Genomic DNA, 18,585 nt, shown 5'->3' with positions numbered 1-18,585 from the left:
ATCTTCAGTGAACACGAAATCTGTGAGCACCCAAGAACCTGTGGGAGCTGGCTTGCCAGCGATGGCGTCAGTCCAGACGCCGCCTAAATCAAAATCTCCCACAGGGATCTTCAGTGAACACGACATCTGTGAACACCCAAGAAACCTGTGGGAGCTGGCTTGCCAGCGATGGCGTCAGTCCAGACGCCGCCTAAATCAAAATCTCCACCTCGCCCAGATGCCCGCCATACGGCCCAAAACTGCGCTCAACCATCCGCCGCGTCCCATCCGCCTGCACAATCAGCGCCGTACTCGCCCGCGTCCCGTAACTCTGGCTGGCAATAAACACGCTCGACAGCAGTGATTCAGTCGCAAGCCCCACGCCGGTATCCGGCAGCTCGGCAAACGGCGCCGTCTGGGCATCGCTCAATAACGCCAGCAACCGCGCAGGCGTCGGGTCATCCAGCACCGCGCTCAACGCTGCCTTGGCCTTGAGCAACTTCGGCCACGGCGTATCCAGTCCGGCATTGGATAACCCGTAGACCCCGGATTCCAGCATCACCGGCTCGGACATCCGCGCATTGAAGTGCCACAGTTCATGGTTGTTGCCCAGCAGCAGGTTGAAACCTGCGTAGTCCGGCGAACGGTCGACCACGTCAGTCAGATAATCCTCCAGCGACTGATCCCCCGTGAGAAACCCGGCCACCAGCTCGCCCCGCGATTTACGCGCCGGTGGCTGATGCGGGTCACGAATATTGGTCAATGCGGCAAAGCGCCCATTGGCACCGATCCCCAGCCAGGTGCCCCCCGCCTCGAGATCACGCCCGGCATGCACGTGCGGCGCCTGCGGCCATTGCGCCAGCGGCAGGCTCGGGCGGGCGTAGAACTCGTCACGGTTGGCTGCGACGATCAACGGTTGAGCGTGGTCCGGGCGCCAGGCAAAAACGATCAGGCACATAAGGTGGTCCTTGTGTGTTTTTTGCTCACTCTACGCATCCGGCGTCCGTGCATCCATCGCAAGTGGAGCGGAAGGGTGTGCATCCGTTACCATGCCGCTCCGGTTTTGCGGATGCGTCAGGGAGACGGTCATGGAATTTCTGCTTTATCTGGCGCTGGGCGCCTGTGCGGGCGTGTTGGCCGGGCTGTTCGGGGTTGGCGGCGGGATCATCATTGTCCCGGTGCTGGTGTTCAGTTTCACCTTGCAGGGCTTTGATCAGTCGATCCTCACGCATCTGGCGGTCGGTACTTCGCTTGCGACGATCATCTTCACCTCGGTCAATGCCGTGCGTGAGCATCATCGACGAGGCGCGGTGCAGTGGCCGATATTTGTCTGGATGGCAGTCGGGATCCTGATCGGTGCTGGTTTGGGCGCCGTGACTGCCGAAGCGATTTCCGGTCCGAACCTGCAGAAAATCATTGGCGTGTTTGCCTTGGTGATCGCGGTGCAACTTGCGCTGGACGTCAAACCCAAGGCCAGCCGCACGGTGCCAGGCAAAGTCGTGCTGGCAGCGGCCGGTAGCGTGATTGGCTGGGCTTCGGCGATTTTCGGCGTCGGTGGCGGCTCGCTGACCGTGCCTTTTTTGACCTGGCGCAGCGTACCGATGCAACAAGCGGTCGCCACGTCGTCGGCCTGCGGGCTGCCGATTGCGCTGGTCAGTGCTTTAAGTTTCATGATTTTGGGGTGGCACGATGCGCGGTTGCCGGCCCATAGTCTCGGCTTTATCTATTTGCCGGCGCTGCTGGGCATTGCCCTGACCAGCATGGTCTTCGCGCGTTTCGGCGCGCGGCTGGCCCATCGGTTGTCGGCGAAGTTGCTGAAAAGACTGTTCGCCGCTTTGCTGTTCTGCGTGGGATTAAGCTTTCTGCTTTGACCGCGTGGCAATCCTGGCTTAATCCTGAGGTGGCAGCGTCGCCCGGGAATTCTGCTTTCAACTCTAACGAGGAGTCGCAATGCTGCCTTACCCGCAGATCGACCCGGTGGCCCTGGCCATCGGTCCGCTGAAAATCCACTGGTACGGTCTGATGTACCTCGTCGGCATCGGCGGTGCGTGGCTGCTGGCATCGCGCCGGCTTAACCGTTTCGACCCGACCTGGTCCAAGGAAAAGCTTTCCGACCTGGTGTTCTGGCTGTCGATGGGCGTAATTGTCGGCGGACGTCTGGGCTACGTGCTGTTCTACGATCTGAGCGCCTACATCGCCAACCCGACGCTGATTTTCGAAGTGTGGAAGGGCGGCATGTCGTTCCATGGCGGGTTCATCGGCGTGATGCTGGCCGCCGTATGGTTCGGCAAGCGCAACGGCAAGTCGTTCTTCCAGTTGATGGACTTCATCGCGCCGATGGTGCCGATCGGTCTGGGCGCCGGGCGCATCGGCAACTTCATCAACGCCGAGTTGTGGGGCAAGGCAACCGACGTGCCGTGGGCCATGGTCTTCCCGCCGTTCAGCGATCCGGCGCAACTGCCGCGTCACCCGTCGCAGCTGTATCAGTTCGCGCTCGAAGGTGTAGCGCTGTTCCTGATCCTGTGGCTGTTCTCGCGTAAACCGCGTCCGACCATGGCCGTATCGGGCATGTTCGCGCTGTTCTACGGCATCTTCCGGTTCATCGTCGAGTTCGTCCGCGTACCGGACGCCCAGTTAGGCTATCTGGCCTGGAACTGGCTGACCATGGGCCAGGTGCTGTGCGTACCGATGATCGTCGGCGGGTTGTTCCTGATCTGGCTGGCCTATCGTCGCGCGCCGGCAGCACCACTCGCGCCGACGGCTTAAACTACGAACCCCGGCGCGCGACGCCGGGGCTCAAAGGACACAGGTAATTCATGAAGCAATATCTCGAACTGGTCTCGCACGTCATTCAGAACGGCACCAAGCAGGCCAACCGTACCGGCATCAACACCATCAGTTTTCCGGGGGCGATGCTGCGTTTCGATCTGCAGGAAGGTTTCCCGGCGATCACCACGCGCAAGATGGCCTTCAAATCGGCCATCGGCGAGATGTGCGGATTTCTGCGTGGCGTGAACAACGCCGCTGAATTCCGTGCGCTGGGCTGCAAGGTCTGGGATCAGAATGCCAACGAAAACGCGCAGTGGCTGGCCAACCCGTTCCGTCAGGGCGACGACGACCTCGGCGAAATCTACGGCGTGCAATGGCGCAAATGGCCCGCGTACAAGCAGATCCCGCTGAGCAACACCGCCGCCATCGAACAAACCCTGAGCAACGGCTACAAGCAAATCGCTCAGGGCGAAGAAGACGGCCAGGCCTACGTGGTGCTGTACAAAGCCATCGATCAGGTGCGTCAGTGTGTCGATACGATCATCAACGATCCGGGCAGTCGCCGCATTCTGTTCCACGGCTGGAACGTTGCTCAGCTTGATGAAATGGCCTTGCCGCCGTGCCATCTGCTGTACCAGTTCCACCCGAATGTCGAGACCAAAGAGATTTCTCTGACCCTCTACATCCGCTCCAACGATCTGGGTCTGGGCACGCCGTTCAACCTGACCGAGGGAGCCGCGCTGCTGAGCCTGATCGGGCGCCTCACCGGTTACACGCCGCGCTGGTTCACCTATTTCATCGGTGATGCGCACGTCTACGAGAACCACCTCGACATGCTCAACGAACAGCTCAAGCGCGAGCCGTTCGCCATGCCGAAGCTGAAAATCTCGGATCGCGTGCCGGAGTTTGCCAAGACCGGTGTGTATCAGCCGGAATGGCTGGAGCTGGTGGAGCCGAGCGATTTCTCGCTGGAAGGTTACGAGCATCACGCGCCGATGACTGCGCCAATGGCGGTCTGAAGGTCTGCCATTAAACCTGTGGGAGCTGGCTTGCCAGCGATTGCGGCGGCACATTTAACATTAATGTGGCTGACAGACCGCTATCGCTGGCAAGCCAGCTCCCACAGGGATATTCGGTGTTTTCAATGGCCGTGACTACGGCCCACATGGGAATGCTCAACTTCCGTCGCCACAACCCCGCCACTCACTTCCAGTCGCTGCAAAATCCCGCATTGATCGGCCATCGGCCCTTCGCCACAGCGTTGGCGCAGGTCGAGCAACTGTGTCTGTAACGCCAACAATCCATCAATTCGCGCCTTCACGTGCTGGATGTGTTCGTCGATCAGCGCATTGACGCTTTCGCATTGATCCTGCGGGCTGTCGCGTAACGTCAGCAGGCTGCGGATCTCTTCGAGGGTCATGTCGAGGGTGCGGCAGTTGCGGATGAAGGTCAGGCGTTCGGCGTGGGCCTGGGTGTAGACGCGGTAGTTGCCGTCGCTGCGGGCCGGCTCCGGCAGCAGGCTTTCACGTTCGTAGTAGCGGATGGTTTCCACGGCGCAATCGGTCAGTTTGGCCAGTTCTCCGATCTTCATGACGGCAATCTCCAAAAGGGTGCTTGACCCTATAGTGGCTACAGGGTCTTTACTTGGCAACAGGCACCTTCATGGACGCGACCCGATGAGCGATTCCCAGCACACCCACAAGCCCGGCGACGGGCACGATCACAGTCATAAGCTGCAGCCTGTGCATAAACATGCCCATGGCGGCGATTCCTGCTGCGGCTCGAAAACGGCTGCGCCTGCACCGGTTCATTCGAGCGAAGACTCCTGCTGCTCGTCGAAAGCGGCGGCGCCTGCATTGGTGCAACTCAGCGAAAAGACCAGTGCCGACGCGCGGCTGAGCAGTTTCCGTATCGAGGCGATGGACTGCCCGACCGAGCAAACGCTGATCCAGAACAAACTCGGCAAACTCGCTGGCGTTGAGCAACTGGAATTCAACCTGATCAACCGCGTGCTCGGCGTGACCCACAATCTGCCGGACACCGCGCCGATCATCGACGCGATCAAATCCATCGGCATGCACGCCGAACCGCTGGAGGCGGGCGTCGAAGCGCAGGCGCCGGCTCCGGTGAAAAAGCACTGGTGGCCGCTGGCTCTCTCGGGCGTTGGCGCATTGGCGGCTGAAGTCATCCACTTCACCAACGCCGCGCCGACCTGGGTGGTGGCGATTATCGCGCTGGTGTCGATCCTCAGCGGTGGCCTGACCACCTACAAAAAGGGCTGGATCGCCCTGAAAAACTTCAACCTCAACATCAATGCGCTGATGAGCATTGCCGTCACCGGCGCCATCCTTATCGGTCAGTGGCCAGAAGCGGCGATGGTGATGTTCCTGTTCACCGTGGCCGAGTTGATTGAGGCCCGCTCGCTGGATCGGGCGCGTAACGCGATCAGCGGCCTGATGCAGATGACCCCGGAACAGGCGACCGTGCAGCAGGCTGACGGCACCTGGCTCGAACAGGAAGTGAAAAGCGTCGAACTCGGCGCCCGCGTGCGGGTTAAACCCGGTGAGCGTATTGCGCTGGACGGTGAAGTCGTCAGCGGCAACTCGACCATCGATCAGGCGCCGATCACTGGCGAGAGCCTGCCGGTGGAGAAAACCGTGGGCGACAAAGTCTTCGCCGGCACCATCAACCAGGCAGGTTCGCTGGAATACGCAGTGACCGCTGCGGCAAACAACTCGACCCTGGCGCGGATTATTCACGCCGTCGAGCAAGCCCAAGGTGCACGTGCACCGACTCAGCGCTTCGTCGATCAATTCTCGAAAATCTACACGCCAGTGGTGTTCGTATTTGCCTTGGCGGTCGCGATCATTCCGCCACTGTTCATGGGCGCCGTGTGGTTCGACTGGATCTACCGCGCGCTGGTGTTGTTGGTGGTGGCGTGCCCATGTGCATTGGTAATTTCCACCCCGGTGACCATCGTCAGCGGCCTCGCGGCAGCGGCGCGCAAAGGCATTCTGGTCAAGGGCGGCGTGTACCTGGAGGGCGGTTTCAAGCTCGACTATCTGGCGCTGGATAAAACCGGGACGATCACCCACGGCAAACCGGTGCAGACCGATTACCTGTCCCTTGATTCGACGGCCGATGCCATGGCCCCCGCGATTGCCGCTGCGTTGGCCGGACGTTCCGATCACCCGGTGTCGCTGGCCATCGCCAAAGCCGCTGTGGATAAAAACTTCGCCGCGTTGAATGTGGATAACTTCGAAGCGCTCGGCGGGCGGGGCGTGAAGGGCGATATCAACGGTCAGACCTATCACTTGGGCAACCATCGTCTGGTTGAAGAGCTGGGCCTGTGCTCGCCGCAACTGGAAGAAAAGCTCTTCGCGCTGGAGAAACAGGGCAAGTCCGTGGTGCTGCTGCTCGACACGTCTGGCCCGCTGGCGCTGTTTGCCGTGGCCGATACCGTAAAAGAGACCAGCCGTGAGGCGATCCGTCAGTTGCATGCACTGGGCGTGAAAACCCTGATGCTGACTGGCGACAACGTCCACACCGCGCAGGCGATTGCGGCGCAGGTTGGCATCGATGAAGCGCGTGGCGATTTGCTGCCGACCGACAAACTGCAAGCCATCGAAGACCTGTACAAGCAGGGTCATCGCGTCGGCATGGTTGGCGACGGCATTAACGACGCTCCGGCGCTGGCTCGCGCCGAGATCGGTTTTGCCATGGCCGCTGCGGGCACCGACACGGCGATCGAGACGGCCGATGTCGCCCTGATGGACGATGATCTGCGCAAGATTCCGGCCTTCATCAGCCTGTCGCGCGATACCGCCAGCATCCTGAAACAGAACATTGCGTTGGCCCTGGTGATCAAGGCTATCTTTCTTGGGGTAACCTTCGCCGGGCTCGCCACCATGTGGATGGCGGTGTTCGCCGACATGGGCGTGAGTCTGTTGGTGGTGTTCAATGGTTTGCGCCTGCTGCGCAAATAAACGATGAGGGATGGTTGTGCTAAGTGCCGAGCTGAAGGCGTTTTACATGGTGGCCCGCTTGGGCAGCATTACGCTGGCAGCGAAAAAGCTCGGCCTCAGCCAACCGACCGTGACCACGCAGATCCGCAATCTGGAAAGCCAGTATTCGGTGGAGCTGTTCTACCGTGGCGGTCGGCGTTTGAGCGTCAGCGATGAAGGCGCGCGGTTGCTGCCGATGGTCAAGACGCTGTTGCAGCAAGAGGCGGACATTGAGTTCTTCCTGCGCAACAGCGGCCAGGTGCAGGGCACACTGCGCATCGCGGCGACCGCGCCGTATTACATCCTCGATCTGGTGAAGACTTTTCGCGAGCGTCTGCCGCAGGTGGAAGTGTCGGTGGAAATCGGCAACTCGCAGCAAGTGCTCGAAGCGCTGGAGGATTACCGCGTGGATATCGCGGCGTCCTCGCAGTTGCTCGATGACGCGCGGCTGATTCGTCGGGTGCTCGGTACTGACCCGCTGGTATTGGCGGTGCATCGCAATCATCCATTGGCGGTGCATGAGCATGTGGCGCTGAGCGCACTGGCCGGACATACCTTGCTGATGCGTGAGTCCGGCTCGACCACACGGCGGCTGACTGAAGAATTGCTGGCCGGTGCCGGGGTGAGTTTCGGGCCGTTGCTGGAGATTGGCAGTCGTGAGTCGATTCGCGAGGCGGTGCTGCGCAACATCGGCATCAGCATCATTGCCCGGCAGGAAGTACCGCATGACCCGCAGTTGCGCGTGCTGACCATCGAGAATGCGCCGCAGATTCCTGAGTACCTGTATTGCCTGAAGGAGAGGAAGGGCGCGCGGTTGCCGGCGGCGTTTCTCGGGTTGGCGCAAGAGATGTCCCCGGCCTGAAGATCAAAAGATCGCAGCCTTCGGCAGCTCCTACAGGGGGACGCATTCCAATGTAGGAGCTGCCGAAGGCCGCGATCTTTTGACTTTCAACCAAAATCCCCGAATACCACTATCGGCCGTTTTTGCCTCACTGCCACATGACGGACGCATTACAACCCTAGGATTGGCCTCATCTGCTTGATGAGGTCTGTCCATGAATCCTGCCATTGCAACTGCCCTGACCAACCCCGGTGCACCGATGAAAGTGCGCAGCGTGCAGAAGCGCTTCGGCGCGTTCACCGCGCTGGATAACGTCTCCCTCGACGTCGCCGCCGGTGAGCTGGTGTGTCTGCTCGGCCCCTCGGGCTGCGGCAAGACCACGTTGCTGCGCTGCATCGCCGGTCTGGAGAAGCAGGACAGCGGCGAACTCTATCTCGGTGACCGCGACGTCTCGCACCTCGCCCCGCAAGCTCGCGACTACGGGATTCTGTTCCAGTCCTACGCGCTGTTCCCCAACCTGACTGTCGAGGCGAACATTGCCTACGGCCTCGCCGGCAGTGGTCGCGAGGAAGTACGCCGTCGCGTCGGTCAGATGCTGGAGCTGGTCGGCCTCATCGGCAGTGAGAAAAAGTACCCCGGTCAATTGTCCGGCGGTCAGCAACAGCGCGTTGCGCTCGCTCGAGCCTTGGCTCCGGCGCCGTCGTTGCTGCTGCTCGATGAGCCGATGTCGGCCCTCGATGCCCGAGTCCGCGAGCATCTGTGCACCGAGCTGCGCCAACTGCAACGCAACCTCGGCATCACCACCCTGATGGTCACCCACCATCAGGACGAAGCCATGCTGATGGCCGATCGCATCGCGGTGATGAACAACGGTCGTGTCGAGCAGTACGCCACCCCGCAGGAAATCTACAACCGCCCGGCCACGCCGTTCGTGGCCGAGTTTGTCGGTCAGGGCAACTGGCTGCCCTTCCAGCGCAGCAGCGAAAGCCACGCCCAGGTCGGCGGCATGAACCTGCGCCTGAGCGACGGCAGCGTCCAGTGTGCGTCGGGCCGTTTGTTCTGCCGCCCGGAAGCGATCAACGTCAATCCGCTGGTGCATGAAGAAAACCTGTTCCCGGCGAAAGTCCGCGAGATCACCTTCCTCGGCAATCGTTGCCGCATGAGTTTCGAACTCGATCAATTGCCGGGCCACGCACTGCTCGCCGAACTGGCGCCGGAAGCCATGCCGCGCCTCGGCGCCCAGCAGATCATGGTCGCCTTGCCGCCGCGCAGCCTGCAGGTGTTTGCCTGATGAACAGCAACCTCGCGCTGCCGCTACCGCACAAGCAGGTGCGACAGTCCTCGAAAGCCGAGATCGGCGACCACATTTTTGTCGTCGGCGGCAAAGTTCTGTTGCTGGTATTGCTCGGCGTTGCGGTGTTGCTGCCGTTGCTCGCGATCTTCTGGCGTGGTTTCAGCGGCGAGGCCGGGCAGGGCGGTGGTTGGGTCGCGGCGAAGGAATTGGTGACCAGCGAGAATTTCCACTGGCTGCTCGGCAATAGCCTGAAAGTTTCCCTCAGTGTTGCGGCCATCGTCGTACCGCTGGCCTACCTGTTTGCCTACGCACTGCAACGCACATTGATTCCGGCGAAGGGCATCTGGCGCGGGATTTCCCTGCTGCCGCTGATGGCGCCGTCGATGTTGCCGGGCATTGCGCTGGTTTATCTGTTCGGCAACCAAGGCATGTTGCGCGGGCTGCTCTCGGACAACATTTACGGGTTCTGGGGAATTGTGCTGGGTGAGGTGATTTACACCTTTCCCCATGCGCTGATGATTCTGCTCTCGGCATTGTCGCTGGCCGATGCGCGCTTGTTCGATGCCGCGTCGAGCATGGGCGCCAGTCCCGCCAAAGCCTTTCGCAGCATCACCTGGCCGGCGACGCGTCAGGCTGTGTTCGCCGCGTTCTGTCTGGTGTTCACTTTGACCATCACCGACTTCGGTGTGCCGGTGGTGGTGGGTGGTGACTATCAAGTGCTGGCTCTGGAAGCTTACAAAGCGGTAGTCGGCCAGCAGCAATTCGGTCGTGGCGCGTTGATCGGCATGGTGCTGTTGCTGCCGGCGCTGTTCAGCTTCGGGGTTGATGCCTGGCTGCGCCGCCGTCACGGCGACTCCATGAGCGGTCGCGCTCAGGTGTTCAAACCGGCACCGTCGAAACTGCGCGATAGCTGCTATCTGGCGATTGTCCTGTTGATCAGCGCGGCGTTGCTGCTGGTGTTCGGCATGGCGGTGTTCTCCTCGTTGGTGAAGTTCTGGCCGTACAACCTGTCGCTGTCGCTCAATCACTACCAGTTCAACGAGACGGCCGGCGGTGGCTGGCTGGCCTACAGCAACAGCTTGAAGATGGCGTTGGGCACGGCGCTGATCGGCAGCGTGCTGATCTTCACCGGCGCTTATCTGATGGAGAAGACCCGCACTCAGCGCGGCCTCAACCTGGCGTTGCGCATGCTGAGTTTCATCCCGATGGCGGTGCCGGGGCTGGTGCTCGGTCTGGGTTACGTCTTCTTTTTCAACCTGACCGGCAATCCACTGCACGTGCTCTACGGGACGATGACGCTGCTGATCGTCTGCACCATCGCTCACTATTTGACCACCGCACAAATGACCGCGACCACCGCGCTGCGCCAACTCGACGCCGAGTTCGAAGCCGCCGCGCTGTCGCTCAAGGCGCCGCTGTACCGGCATTACCTGCGCGTGACCGTGCCGATCTGCCTGCCGGCGTTGCTGGACATCGTGCGCTACCTGTTCGTCTCGGCGATGACCACCGTGTCCGCCGCGATCTTCCTCTACAGCCCCGACACCATCCTCGCAGCGGTGGCGGTGCTGAACATGGATGACGCCGGCAACGTCGGCGGCGCGGCGGCGATGTCGACCCTGATTCTGTTCACCTCGGCGGGCGTGTCCTTGCTGCTGGCGTGGGCTTCGCGCGGCTTGTTGCGCCGCTCCCAGGCCTGGCGGCAAACCGCGCCCGGTCACTGACTTACACCCTCAACTCAAAGACAGGATACCGATCATGTTCAAGCCTATGGCCCTGGCCGCTGCTGTGCTCGCTACTTTCAGCCTGAATGCCTTCGCGGCAAAAACCGAGTTGACGGTGTACACCGCCCTCGAAGCCGAACAGCTGAAGACCTACAAAGAAGCCTTCGAAAAAGCCAACCCGGACGTCGAGATCAAGTGGGTGCGCGATTCCACCGGGATCATCACCGCCAAACTGCTGGCTGAAAAGGCTCGCCCGCAGGCTGACGCCGTATGGGGGCTGGCGGCGTCCAGCCTGGCGATTCTCGATCAGCAAGGCATGCTGCAAAGCTACGCGCCAAAGGATCTGGGCAAGATCGGCGCGAACTACCGCGACGCCGCCAACCCGCCAGCCTGGGTCGGCATGGACGTCTGGGCCGCGACCATTTGCTTCAACACGATCGAAGCCGAAAAGCAGGGTCTGACCAAGCCAGTGAGCTGGCAGGATCTGACCAAGCCGGAGTACAAAGGCAAGATCGTCATGCCTAACCCGGCCTCGTCCGGCACAGGTTTCCTCGACGTCAGCGCCTGGCTGCAAACCTTCGGCGAGAAACAGGGCTGGGCCTACATGGATGGCCTGCATCAGAACATCGGCCAGTACGTTCACTCCGGTTCCAAGCCATGCAAACTGGCCGCGGCCGGCGAATTCCCGATCGGCATTTCCTTTGAATACCCGGCGGTTCAGTTGAAGCGTCAGGGCGCGCCGCTTGACATCATCCTGCCGAAGGAAGGTCTGGGCTGGGAGATCGAAGCGACCGCCGTGATCAAAGGCACGCCGCATGAAGAGGCCGCGAAGAAACTCGCCGACTTCTCCGCCAGCGCCGAGGCGATGGACTTGTACAAAGAGAACTTCGCCGTCCTCGCGCAGCCGGGCATCGCCAAGCCGCAGACCGAATTGCCAGCCGACTACGAGCAGCGTCTGATCAAGAACGACTTCGCCTGGGCCTCGAAGAACCGCGACGAAATCCTGACCGAGTGGCGCAAGCGCTATGACGGCAAGTCCGAGAAAGTCGCCGCCAAGTAAATCTTCGCAATCTGACAGGGCCTCATCGCGAGCAGGCTCACTCCTACATGGGAACGCATTCCAATTGTAGGAGTGAGCCTGCTCGCGATAGCGGTTCTGAATTCAGGGAAATATCCAGATGACACAACACAAAGACCTGCTGATCGTCGGCGCCGGCATCCTCGGCCTCTCACATGCCTACGCCGCCGCCAAACGCGGTCTCAAGGTCGCCGTATTCGAACGCACCGCCACGCCACTCGGCGCGTCGGTGCGCAATTTCGGCCAGGCATTGGTCACCGGCCAACCGCCCGGCCAAATGCTCGAATTGGCCAAGGCAAGCCGCGACATCTGGGGCGATTGGGCACAACTCGCCGGGCTACAAATCAAGCGTAACGGCTCGTACCTGTTCGCCCGCAACGAAGCCGAAGAGCATCTGCTCGAAGCCTTTTGCAGCCGCCGCGCCGTTGAACACGGTTACAACGTCGACTTGCTGCGCGGCGCCGCATTGCGCGATCTGTACAACGGCCAGTTCAGCCACCACCGCGCCGCGTTACACGGGATGGACGATCAACAGCTGTACTCGCGCGAAGCCATTCCGGCGCTGATCGACTATCTGCGTCGCGACCTCGGTGTCGAATTCCAATTCTCCACGCTGGTGCGCGATGTCGAGCCCGGACGCCTGCAAAGCACGGCCGGCGCGTTCACTGCCAAGCAGATCATCGTCTGCTCCGGTCACGATTATCAGACATTGCTGGCCGAGCCGATTGCCGCGCTCGACCCGCAAATCTGTCGCCTGCAAATGCTTCGCGCCAAACCGCAAGTCGAGTTGAATCTGCAACACGCCTTGCTCACCGGCCTGAGCTGCGTGCACTACGGCGCCTTCGCCGATCTGCCGGAAGCGGCGGCGGTACAAGCGCAGATTTTGCGTGAGCAACCGCACCTGCACGAAAACGGCATCCACCTGCTGATCAGCCCGACGCCGTATGGCGAGTTGATCATCGGCGACTCGCACCATTACGGCAGCGACCCATCACCGTTCAACGCCGAACAAGTCGACACCTGGATGCTTGAGCTGGCCGAACAGACCCTGGGTTGCAAGGTGCAAGTGGTCGAGCGCTGGCAGGGCGTCTATGGTTCTCGGGGGCCGGGGCCGTTTTCGTTCTTGCGCCCGGCACCGGGTTTGAGTGTGGCGTTGATGCACACCGGCGTCGGTATGAGCGTTGGTCCGGCAATGGCCGAACGCAATGTGGCGCAATTGCTGGAGGAAGTTTGATGGCAGGTCATGAGCAAATCGTGGCGAGGGTGTTCGGGTTGTATGAACGCTTCGGCACACGTGATTACATCGGCGAACCGGTGTCGCAGATCGAGCACATGTCCCAGGCGGCCGAACTGGCTATCGCCGAGGGCTTCGACGACGAAGTGGTGCTGGCGGCGTTCTTTCATGACATCGGCCATTTGTGTGCCGAGGGCGCGGAGAACATGGGCGGTTATGGCGTGGTCAGCCATGAACGGCTCGGGGCGGATTATTTGCGTGAGGCCGGATTCAGCGAACGCATGGCGCGGCTGGTGGAATATCACGTGCAGGCCAAGCGTTACCTGACGTTGCGCGAGCCCGGGTATTTCGATCGGTTGAGTGAAGCGAGTCGGCGCACGCTGGAGTATCAGGGCGGGGTGATGACCGAGGCCGAAGCTGAGGTATTTGAACGGGATCCGTTGTGCGCGGTGAGTTTGCGCATGCGCCAGTGGGATGAGTTGGCCAAGGAGAGGGCGGTGGCGGTGATTGATTTGGATGTATTGAAGGAGAAAGCGGCGCGGCTGCTGACAATTTGAGTCTCTAGACTGAGTTGCGGCTATCGCGAGCAGGCTCACTCCTACAAGATGAGCGCGATCCATTGTAGGAGTGAGCCTGCTCGCGATGGCGCCAGATCAAGCGCTACAAATCTACAGCCAGAGACTCAATCTGCTCCTGCCTTTCCCCCTGATTCAACTTCGCGTGCGGATTGAGCGATGACCACTGCGGATGCGCCCGCGCCTTGCTTAGCGCCTCGGGCAACTTGCCCTCGCGCCAAGTCTTGTCCTGCGGTGTGGCCACCTGAACCGCGTCCATCGCCGCGTGCCCGCGCTGATCAAGTGCCAGCAGCAATTGCCGCTGTCGCAACGCCAACAACCGCAGCACCCCGTCATCCACGGTCAATTCCCGTTGCCCTTTGATCTTGCCGAGCAAGCGACTGCCATAACTGCGCGCCGTTTGCAGCGCACCGCCGGCAATCGCACCGGCCAGCGCTGCGGCCCCGAGGGTAATCCCGCCGACCAGCAAATCCACCCCGGCACCCGCCGCCGCGCCGGCAGCGATACCGCCGCCAACCCGTACACCGAGCTGCTTTAAGGTCTCCGGATTGAACAGGTCATCGCCCCAGCGCCCGTCCAGCAACGGCAAATCACTGGCCGCCGCATCCTGCGGGCGAAACGCGTACAGCTTGAGCAACGCCTCAACACACTTCTGTTCGCGTTGACGCACAGCCTTGCGCAGTTCGCTGATGGCTTGCTGTTCCTGCTCGGCTTCACTGACTACGCTGCGTCGGCACGCGGCGCAGTCGATCAGCAATTCTGCGATCAGTCGTGCGGCACTTTGCTGGCGTGCGAGACGCTGAGCCTGTTGATCGGCGATCAAGCGTTCCAGTTGTGGCCGCGCATTTTCCAGCAGCAGCGCGAGGCTTTCATACAACCGCCGCTCGCCATCCTCCGGCGGCGCGACGCTGTCGAAACGCACCAGCGCATGCAGGCCCAGTCGCGCCAACGCCTCGCGCCAATCCGGCTCGCGATGGTTGGCACTGCTGACGAAATTCAGTACCGGCAGCAGCGGCTTGCCGCAACTGGCCAGCACTTCCAGCTCATCGCGATATTTGGCCAACACCGGTTCACGAGCGTCGATCACATACAAACCGGCATCCGAGGCGAGCAGTTGTCGCAGCACCTTGGCTTCTTGCTCGAAGCGCTGGCGTGCCTCGCTGCCGTCGAGAAATCGCGCCAGCCGCGCCGGGCCATCAAGGCGTTCGCCGGGGCGTTCCAGGCGTTCGAGAAAATCCAGCAGGGCGATGGCGTCTTCCAGCCCCGGTGTGTCGTAGAGGTCGAGCAACGGCTCGCCGTCCACCGACAACCGCGCGCCTTCGACATGCCGCGTGGTGCTTGGCCGGTGCGAGACTTCGCCGAAGCCGACATCGCGGGTCAGCGTGCGTAACAGCGACGTCTTGCCGACGTTGGTGTGGCCGACCACTGCCAGTTTCAGCGGGGCTTTGCGGGCGTCAGTCATGTCCGGTCTCCAGCCAGTTCAGCGGTGCGCTGTCGGCAAACTCCAGCTCAAGCTGTTGCAGCGCGATGTGCCAGTCGCCGAGACGTTCGGCATCCAGCGCTGCACCGGGCGGCGGTTGCAGTAGCCACACGCGAGTTGCGCCAGCGCTGCGCGCCAGTTCGGCAATCAGCGCGAGGCTGCCGCGGTCCGGCGAGCGCTGTGGATCGCAGGCGATGGCCAGCCGCGCCGGTGGAAAACGGCTGAGTTGTTCGAGGAGTTTGTGCCGCGACTCGCGGCTGTCGAGAATGCCGGCGTTGCTGACTTTTTTCGGCAGCGCGGGTGGCCATGGGCGCTGCTCGTCGAGTTCGATCGCGACCAGCAACGCACCTTCGCTGGCGTGTTCGCTGACGCCGCTTTCGACGCGATGCATCTGCGCCGGCTCCGGATCGTTGACGCCGAGGCGTTCGCTGCTAGGCATCAGGCGTTCGCGCAGTTGGGCGTAGCCGGGCAGATCCAGACGCAGTGCCGCTTTGCCGCTGTTCCAGCGCCAGAAGCACAACAGCGCCAGCATCAGGCGCGGGAGCACGCCATAGACCACCAGCACGCCGACCAGCCATGTCGCCCACGCCTGACGAGCGCTTTCGATATCGAGAGCACCGTCGCCGCTGGCGCGGATCATGTCCACCGTCGGCACGTTGAACCCCAGCAACGATGGCAGATGACCGAGGGCTTGGGTGACGTGAATGAAGGTATCGGCGCTGAGAATGGTTGTTTCCCAGACGAAGCCGTAACGCCGCGTCGCCATCAGCGTCAGCAGCAGAACCAACGCGCTGAGCATTACCAGCAACCACAGACCGTTGACCAGCGCACCGAGCGCCCAGCGATTGAGTTTTTTGCGTTGCAGCATCAACAGCAGGGCTGGCGCCAGTTGTGCGGCTTTGGCGTCGCGGGCGAGTTTTTCGCTCAGCCACAACCACAGTCGTCCGAGGGTGGCGCCGTGTTCGCCGGCAAAAATCAGCCCCAGCGCCCAGCTCAAAAGCAGAATCAGGTTCAGCCCGAGCAGGCTGCCCAAGGCCCAGAACACATTGACCGGCGTCTGGCCCAGCGCGGCGAACGCCAGACCGGCGCCACTCAACATCGCCAGTATCATCAGCAACACCAACGCCAGACGCGCGCCTTGCAGCCAGTGTTTGAGGGCTGCGGTCAGTCCGTCACGCTCGGCCAGCCACAACGCACGGCGTTGAATGCGGCTCGGCAGATCGCCACCGGCCGCGCGGGCCAGGCGATTGGCTTCCAGATCATCCAGAGGGCCTGCGTGTTCTTCGCGCAGGCGCACGGTTTCAGTCAGCCAGAGGTTTTGCAGTGGAGTCAGTTCTGTCACGCGCCATTCCGTCGCTCAATTGAGTCGAGAGCATAACCGCTGTGGCGCTTATCGGGGTAAGCGAGGCTCTGGTATCCTCGCCGGCATGACTAAATCACTCCCCCTCAGCCTGATCGCAGCCCTCGGTGAAAACCGTGTGATCGGCGTCGACAACAGCATGCCCTGGCACCTGCCGGGCGACTTCAAATACTTCAAGGCCACGACCTTGGGCAAGCCGATCATCATGGGTCGCAAGACCTGGGACTCGCTCGGTCGCCCGCTGCCGGGGCGCTTGAACATCGTGGTCAGCCGTCAGGCCGGTCTGGTGCTCGAAGGTGCCGAGGTTTATCCGTCGCTGGAAGCGGCGGTGGTTCGCGCTGAAGAGTGGGCGAAAGCGCAGGGCGTCGATGAGCTGATGCTGATTGGCGGGGCGCAGTTGTATGCGCAAGGGCTGGCGCAGGCGGATCGTCTGTACCTGACCCGTGTGGCGCTGAGCCCGGAAGGCGATGCGTGGTTTCCGGAGTTCGATTTGAACCAGTGGAAACTGGTGTCGAACGTGGTTAATCCGGCTGAGGGCGATAAGCCCGCTTACAACTTCGAGGTTTGGGAGAGGGCCTAAAAGATCGCAGCCTGCGGCAGCTCCTACAGGGTGTTCGCATTTCCCCTGTAGGAGCTGGCGAAGCCTGCGATCTTTTGATCTTGCTTTACATCAAGCCTGCGCCAACTCCGCATGCTCATCCGCATCCAGCAGTTCTTTATCCGTCTGCTGCATCACCTGGCTGGTAATCGCACCCGCCGTGATCGAACCACTCACGTTCAACGCCGTACGACCCATGTCGATCAGCGGCTCAACCGAAATCAGCAGCGCCACCAAAGACACCGGCAAACCCATCGCCGGCAGCACGATCAGCGCTGCAAACGTCGCGCCGCCACCCACGCCCGCCACACCGGCCGAACTCAGAGTCACAATCGCTACCAGCGTGGCGATCCACAGCGGATCCAGCGGGTTGATGCCGACAGTCGGTGCAACCATCACCGCCAACATCGCCGGGTACAGACCTGCGCAGCCGTTTTGACCGATAGTCGCACCGAACGAAGCAGCAAAACTCGCCACAGACTGCGGAATACCCAGACGACGGGTCTGCGCTTCGATGCTCAGCGGAATGCTCGCTGCACTGGAGCGACTGGTGAACGCGAACGTCAGCACCGGCCAGATCTTGCGGAAAAAACGCAGCGGGTTGATCCCGGCCGCCGACACCAGCAAGCCGTGCACAACAAACATCAGGCCCAGGCCGAGGTACGAGACCACGACGAAACTGCCGAGCTTGATGATGTCTTGCAGGTTGGAACCGGCGACGACTTTGGTCATCAGCGCCAGCACGCCGTACGGGGTCAGCTTCATCACCAGACGCACCAGACGCATCACCCAGGCTTGCAGGGTGTCGATGGCGTTGATCACTTTCTGACCTTTTTCGACGTCATCCTTGAGCAGTTGCAGCGCGGCAACCCCGAGGAACGCCGCGAAGATCACCACACTGATGATCGAGGTCGGCTTGGCCCGGGCCAGGTCGGCGAACGGGTTCTGCGGGATGAACGACAGCAACAGTTGCGGCACATTCAAGTCGGCAACCTTGCCGGCGTAGTCAGTCTGAATGGTTTGCAGACGGGCCATTTCCTGCGTGCCGGCGACCAGACCTTCGGCGGTGAGGCCGAACAGGTTGGTCAGGCCGATACCGATCAGCGCCGCAATCGCGGTGGTGAACAGCAGCGTACCGATGGTCAGGAAGCTGATCTTGCCCAACGACGACGCGTTGTGCAGGCGGGCCACGGCGCTGAGGATCGAGGCGAACACCAGCGGGATGACGATCATTTGCAGCAACTGCACGTAGCCGTTGCCGACCAGATCGAACCAGCCGATCGAAGCTTTCAGCACCGGGTTGCCGGCACCGTAAATGCTGTGCAGCGCAACGCCGAATGCCACGCCGAGGGCCAGCGCGAGCAGGACTTTTTTCGCCAGGCTCCACGAAGTGTGGCGAGTTTGCGCCAGACCGAAGAGCAGGGCGAGGAACACCAGCAGGTTGAGAATCAACGGTAGATTCATGAGAACTCCAGGAAAGTCTTTGCCAACAGCCTTCCGGGGCTGCTGCGAACCGGCAAGCCTAACAGCTTGAAAACTAATGATTTAATACCGAAAACGTATGGTGTCCGTCGTTTTTGGAATAAGCGTGTGTCGCTCACAGCAATGCATTTGGCGCAAACAGGGGCGGGGGCGGTCGCTGACAGACGAGG

The 18,585-nt window shown here is 61.5% G+C and carries 16 protein-coding genes; 11 read left to right on the top strand and 5 right to left on the bottom strand.

Annotated features, from left to right (window positions below):
• Positions 1 to 190: 190 nt before the first annotated feature.
• Entirely contained in the window at positions 191 to 937 is a 747-nt protein-coding gene (locus tag ACA061_RS25545) for an NRDE family protein (protein WP_150616780.1), read from the bottom strand.
• Positions 938 to 1,067: 130 nt separating this feature from the next.
• On the opposite strand from ACA061_RS25545, the gene ACA061_RS25540 reads away from it, so the two are divergent.
• From ACA061_RS25540 to ACA061_RS25530, 3 genes are all read left to right on the top strand, one after another.
• Positions 1,068 to 1,850, top strand: a complete 783-nt coding sequence (locus ACA061_RS25540) for a sulfite exporter TauE/SafE family protein (protein ID WP_150616779.1) — start codon at positions 1,068 to 1,070, stop codon at positions 1,848 to 1,850.
• Positions 1,851 to 1,929: 79 nt separating this feature from the next.
• Positions 1,930 to 2,745 (top strand): prolipoprotein diacylglyceryl transferase, encoded by an 816-nt coding sequence (gene lgt, locus ACA061_RS25535; protein ID WP_150602019.1) that lies wholly within the window; start codon positions 1,930 to 1,932, stop codon positions 2,743 to 2,745.
• A 50-nt stretch (positions 2,746 to 2,795) separates the two neighbouring features.
• Positions 2,796 to 3,767 (top strand): thymidylate synthase, encoded by a 972-nt coding sequence (locus ACA061_RS25530; protein ID WP_034153704.1) that lies wholly within the window; start codon positions 2,796 to 2,798, stop codon positions 3,765 to 3,767.
• A gap of 122 nt (positions 3,768 to 3,889) precedes the next feature.
• On the opposite strand, the gene cadR is transcribed toward ACA061_RS25530, so the two are convergent.
• Positions 3,890 to 4,339: a Cd(II)/Pb(II)-responsive transcriptional regulator gene (cadR, locus tag ACA061_RS25525; protein WP_210553439.1), complete on the bottom strand. Its 450-nt coding sequence runs from the start codon at positions 4,337 to 4,339 to the stop codon at positions 3,890 to 3,892.
• An 85-nt stretch (positions 4,340 to 4,424) separates the two neighbouring features.
• On the opposite strand from cadR, the gene ACA061_RS25520 reads away from it, so the two are divergent.
• The 7 genes from ACA061_RS25520 (at position 4,425) to ACA061_RS25490 (ending at position 13,477) form a co-directional block, all read left to right on the top strand.
• A complete protein-coding gene (locus ACA061_RS25520) occupies positions 4,425 to 6,734 on the top strand; it encodes a heavy metal translocating P-type ATPase (protein ID WP_497300254.1) in 2,310 nt (769 codons plus the stop codon).
• 16 nt (positions 6,735 to 6,750) lie between these two features.
• Positions 6,751 to 7,614, top strand: coding sequence for a LysR family transcriptional regulator (locus ACA061_RS25515; RefSeq protein ID WP_150617037.1), 864 nt, complete (start codon positions 6,751 to 6,753; stop codon positions 7,612 to 7,614).
• Between the two features lie 193 nt (positions 7,615 to 7,807).
• A complete protein-coding gene (locus ACA061_RS25510) occupies positions 7,808 to 8,884 on the top strand; it encodes a putative 2-aminoethylphosphonate ABC transporter ATP-binding protein (protein WP_497300253.1) in 1,077 nt (358 codons plus the stop codon).
• Positions 8,884 to 10,608 carry a putative 2-aminoethylphosphonate ABC transporter permease subunit gene (locus ACA061_RS25505; protein WP_497300252.1) on the top strand — a complete coding sequence of 575 codons (1,725 nt, stop codon included), beginning with the start codon at positions 8,884 to 8,886 and terminating at the stop codon, positions 10,606 to 10,608. Before ACA061_RS25510 ends, ACA061_RS25505 begins: the two co-directional genes overlap by 1 nt.
• 34 nt (positions 10,609 to 10,642) lie before the next feature.
• Entirely contained in the window at positions 10,643 to 11,668 is a 1,026-nt protein-coding gene (locus tag ACA061_RS25500; RefSeq protein WP_150593564.1) for a putative 2-aminoethylphosphonate ABC transporter substrate-binding protein, read from the top strand.
• Positions 11,669 to 11,786: 118 nt separating this feature from the next.
• Positions 11,787 to 12,920, top strand: coding sequence for a TIGR03364 family FAD-dependent oxidoreductase (locus tag ACA061_RS25495; protein ID WP_497300251.1), 1,134 nt, complete (start codon positions 11,787 to 11,789; stop codon positions 12,918 to 12,920).
• Positions 12,920 to 13,477 carry a phosphonate degradation HD-domain oxygenase gene (locus ACA061_RS25490; protein ID WP_210553445.1) on the top strand — a complete coding sequence of 186 codons (558 nt, stop codon included), beginning with the start codon at positions 12,920 to 12,922 and terminating at the stop codon, positions 13,475 to 13,477. The genes ACA061_RS25495 and ACA061_RS25490 overlap by 1 nt, the downstream gene beginning before the upstream one ends.
• 103 nt (positions 13,478 to 13,580) lie before the next feature.
• Here ACA061_RS25490 and ACA061_RS25485 read toward each other — a convergent pair whose 3' ends face one another.
• Both ACA061_RS25485 and ACA061_RS25480 read right to left on the bottom strand, forming a co-directional pair.
• Complete coding sequence (locus ACA061_RS25485; protein ID WP_150616773.1) at positions 13,581 to 14,957, bottom strand: GTPase/DUF3482 domain-containing protein; 1,377 nt, start codon at positions 14,955 to 14,957, stop codon at positions 13,581 to 13,583.
• Entirely contained in the window at positions 14,950 to 16,317 is a 1,368-nt protein-coding gene (locus tag ACA061_RS25480; protein WP_497300250.1) for a DUF2868 domain-containing protein, read from the bottom strand. Before ACA061_RS25480 ends, ACA061_RS25485 begins: the two co-directional genes overlap by 8 nt.
• An 85-nt stretch (positions 16,318 to 16,402) precedes the next feature.
• Here ACA061_RS25480 and ACA061_RS25475 point away from each other — a divergent pair, with 85 nt between their 5' ends.
• Positions 16,403 to 16,915: a dihydrofolate reductase gene (locus ACA061_RS25475; RefSeq protein WP_497300249.1), complete on the top strand. Its 513-nt coding sequence runs from the start codon at positions 16,403 to 16,405 to the stop codon at positions 16,913 to 16,915.
• A gap of 90 nt (positions 16,916 to 17,005) precedes the next feature.
• Here ACA061_RS25475 and ACA061_RS25470 read toward each other — a convergent pair whose 3' ends face one another.
• Positions 17,006 to 18,397, bottom strand: a complete 1,392-nt coding sequence (locus ACA061_RS25470; protein ID WP_210553448.1) for an L-cystine transporter — start codon at positions 18,395 to 18,397, stop codon at positions 17,006 to 17,008.
• Positions 18,398 to 18,585: the final 188 nt, after the last annotated feature.

Source organism: Pseudomonas sp. LBUM1668 (assembly GCF_059695715.1).
This window is presented reverse-complemented; position numbering and strand designations above follow the sequence as displayed.

Coding starts and splice junctions, on each gene's coding strand:
- ACA061_RS25520 (WP_497300254.1), top strand. CDS start 4,425: ATGAGCGATTCCCAGCACACCCACAAGCCCGGCGACGGGCACGATCAC.
- ACA061_RS25495 (WP_497300251.1), top strand. CDS start 11,787: ATGACACAACACAAAGACCTGCTGATCGTCGGCGCCGGCATCCTCGGC.
- ACA061_RS25475 (WP_497300249.1), top strand. CDS start 16,403: ATGACTAAATCACTCCCCCTCAGCCTGATCGCAGCCCTCGGTGAAAAC.
- ACA061_RS25510 (WP_497300253.1), top strand. CDS start 7,808: ATGAATCCTGCCATTGCAACTGCCCTGACCAACCCCGGTGCACCGATG.
- lgt (WP_150602019.1), top strand. CDS start 1,930: ATGCTGCCTTACCCGCAGATCGACCCGGTGGCCCTGGCCATCGGTCCG.
- ACA061_RS25500 (WP_150593564.1), top strand. CDS start 10,643: ATGTTCAAGCCTATGGCCCTGGCCGCTGCTGTGCTCGCTACTTTCAGC.
- ACA061_RS25490 (WP_210553445.1), top strand. CDS start 12,920: ATGGCAGGTCATGAGCAAATCGTGGCGAGGGTGTTCGGGTTGTATGAA.
- ACA061_RS25545 (WP_150616780.1), bottom strand. CDS start 937: ATGTGCCTGATCGTTTTTGCCTGGCGCCCGGACCACGCTCAACCGTTG.
- ACA061_RS25470 (WP_210553448.1), bottom strand. CDS start 18,397: ATGAATCTACCGTTGATTCTCAACCTGCTGGTGTTCCTCGCCCTGCTC.
- ACA061_RS25540 (WP_150616779.1), top strand. CDS start 1,068: ATGGAATTTCTGCTTTATCTGGCGCTGGGCGCCTGTGCGGGCGTGTTG.
- ACA061_RS25505 (WP_497300252.1), top strand. CDS start 8,884: ATGAACAGCAACCTCGCGCTGCCGCTACCGCACAAGCAGGTGCGACAG.
- ACA061_RS25530 (WP_034153704.1), top strand. CDS start 2,796: ATGAAGCAATATCTCGAACTGGTCTCGCACGTCATTCAGAACGGCACC.
- cadR (WP_210553439.1), bottom strand. CDS start 4,339: ATGAAGATCGGAGAACTGGCCAAACTGACCGATTGCGCCGTGGAAACC.
- ACA061_RS25485 (WP_150616773.1), bottom strand. CDS start 14,957: ATGACTGACGCCCGCAAAGCCCCGCTGAAACTGGCAGTGGTCGGCCAC.